At 56.1% G+C, this 2,500-nt stretch carries 1 tRNA gene and 2 rRNA genes (1 of these 3 cut by a window edge); all 3 read right to left on the bottom strand.

Annotated elements, in window-relative coordinates:
• Positions 1–676: 676 nt before the first annotated feature.
• Positions 677–753 (bottom strand) — tRNA-Met (locus RPF88_RS28325).
• 154 nt (positions 754–907) lie between these two features.
• Positions 908–1,022: ribosomal RNA gene (rrf, locus tag RPF88_RS28320) — 5S ribosomal RNA — on the bottom strand.
• 269 nt (positions 1,023–1,291) lie between these two features.
• Positions 1,292–2,500: ribosomal RNA gene (locus tag RPF88_RS28315) — 23S ribosomal RNA — on the bottom strand; it runs 1,613 nt beyond the window's last position.

The raw sequence follows: 2,500 nt of genomic DNA, 5'->3' as shown, positions 1-2,500 counted from the left end.
CATGCAGGTCGATATTCGCGGCCATCAGTCATTGTCATGGTCGAGGGTGGCCACAAAAGCCGGCTGAATAGAACACCACCCCGACCAAATTCATTTCGTATTTGACTGTAAATCATCACCGGCATCACCGATGCCTGGCACGAGGATCGGATGGCTTTGTCTTTTCCGCCTCCGATTCGGTTGATCCGGCCATGGCGGCGGCCTGGCGCTTCACTTGCCGGTCCCCCAAACGCAAACGGCCCGCAGGCTGTTTTGTTGAGGCTTTGTTTTGTTGTCGTACCTTGTCGGCTGAGTCCTCTTTGTGCGCCGAGGACTGCCGCTTGCGGGCACCATTGTCCCTTGAACGCGAACAGCCCGCCGGCTGATGCCAGGCGGGCTGTTGCTTAGTGAAGTTTGGTTTGCGGGACGGGATTTGGTTCTTTTGTCCCGCAGCTTCGGCTTCGCTTTCGGACCATCCGGCGTATTCCGAGAAGCTTCGGCAGTCCCCCAGCCGCATATCAAAACGGCGCGCGGGCATTTGTGGCTGGCGGGCTGTTTTTGAAGTTTGGTTTTGGGGAGAGGATTTGTTTTCTGTCTGGCGGCTTGGCTTGGCTGGTTGCGGGCGCCTGATGACAGGCCGGCAGCACAGCACGGCATAAAACAAAAGAGCCCGCACGATGGCGGGCTTTTTTGAATTTGGTTGCGGGGACAGGATTTGAACCTGTGACCTTCAGGTTATGAGCCTGACGAGCTACCGGGCTGCTCCACCCCGCGTCAATTTTTGTGTAAGCCGAGGCCTACAGATAGGTATATGGCTGACCAAATGAAAGGGCCGCTTACGCGGCCCGTGATCCCTTGGCGGGCCATTTCATAAAGAGAAGATTTTTCTCCATCCGATTTGGATGTGAGATCAACGTGCGTTTGGCAGACCTGGCAGCGACCTACTCTCCCGCGTCTTGAGACGAAGTACCATCAGCGCTGGAGCGTTTCACGGCCGAGTTCGGAATGGGATCGGGTGCAGCCGCTCCGCCATAACCACCAGGTCGGCAAAACGCACGTTGTTCGAGAAGCTTTTGAGCGAAGGGCACAAAGAGACATCGGCAGCGGAGCTGTCGGGTGCCTCTCGGGGCTGTTCGCTGGTCTTTGTGTGCCTTTACGGTTCTTGGTCTGGCGCCTTTCGAAGCGAAGCTTCGCAAGGTCGACCGACCGTCGGCGCTGATGCGCCGCACCCACGTAGCGCCGCCCGCAGGGCGGAACAAGCGTGAGTGAGAACAGACCATCTGACTTTGTCAGATGGGCATAAGGAATGAGAACGATCAAGCCGATCGAACTATTAGTACCGGTAAGCTTCAAGCGTTGCCGCTCTTCCACACCCGGCCTATCAACGTGGTCGTCTTCCACGGTTCTCAGGGAATACTCGTTTTAAGGTGGGTTTCCCGCTTAGATGCCTTCAGCGGTTATCCCGTCCGGATATAGCTACCCTGCTATGCGGCTGGCGCCACAACAGGTCCACCAGAGATCCGTCCATCCCGGTCCTCTCGTACTAGGGACAGATCCTTTCAATATTCCTACACCCACGGCAGATAGGGACCGAACTGTCTCACGACGTTCTGAACCCAACTCACGTACCGCTTTAAATGGCGAACAGCCATACCCTTGGGACCTGCTCCAGCCCCAGGATGCGATGAGTCGACATCGAGGTGCCAAACAACCCCGTCGATATGGACTCTTGGGGGTCATCAGCCTGTTATCCCCGGCGTACCTTTTATCCGTTGAGCGATGGCCCTTCCACGCGGGACCACCGGATCACTATGACCGACTTTCGTCTCTGCTCGACTTGTCAGTCTCGCAGTCAGGCAGGCTTATGCCATTGCACTCAGCGAACGATTTCCGACCGTTCTGAGCCCACCATCGCGCGCCTCCGTTACTCTTTAGGAGGCGACCGCCCCAGTCAAACTACCCACCATACATTGTCCCGGACCCGGATAACGGGCCGCGGTTAGACATCCATAGTAATAAGGGTGGTATTTCAAGGGTGGCTCCACCTGAGCTGGCGCCCAGGCTTCAAAGCCTACCACCTATCCTACACATGCCACTACGAATGCCAATGTAAAGCTATAGTAAAGGTGCACGGGGTCTTTCCGTCTAACCGCAGGAACCCCGCATCTTCACGGGGAATTCAATTTCACTGAGTCTATGCTGGAGACAGCGGGGAAGTCGTTACGCCATTCGTGCAGGTCGGAACTTACCCGACAAGGAATTTCGCTACCTTAGGACCGTTATAGTTACGGCCGCCGTTTACTGGGGCTTCGATTCAGAGCTTGCACCCCTCCTCTTAACCTTCCAGCACCGGGCAGGCGTCAGACCCTATACGTCGTCTTGCGACTTCGCAGAGCCCTGTGTTTTTGATAAACAGTCGCTACCCCCTGGTCTGTGCCACCCTCCTCTACTTGCGTAGAAAAGGGTCACGCTTCTTCCGAAGTTACGCGTGCAATTTGCCGAGTTCCTTCAGCATAGTTCT

Source organism: Mesorhizobium sp. ISC11, from assembly GCF_037162595.1.
GTDB classification, from domain to species: Bacteria; Pseudomonadota; Alphaproteobacteria; order Rhizobiales; family Rhizobiaceae; genus Mesorhizobium; species Mesorhizobium ciceri.
This window is presented reverse-complemented; position numbering and strand designations above follow the sequence as displayed.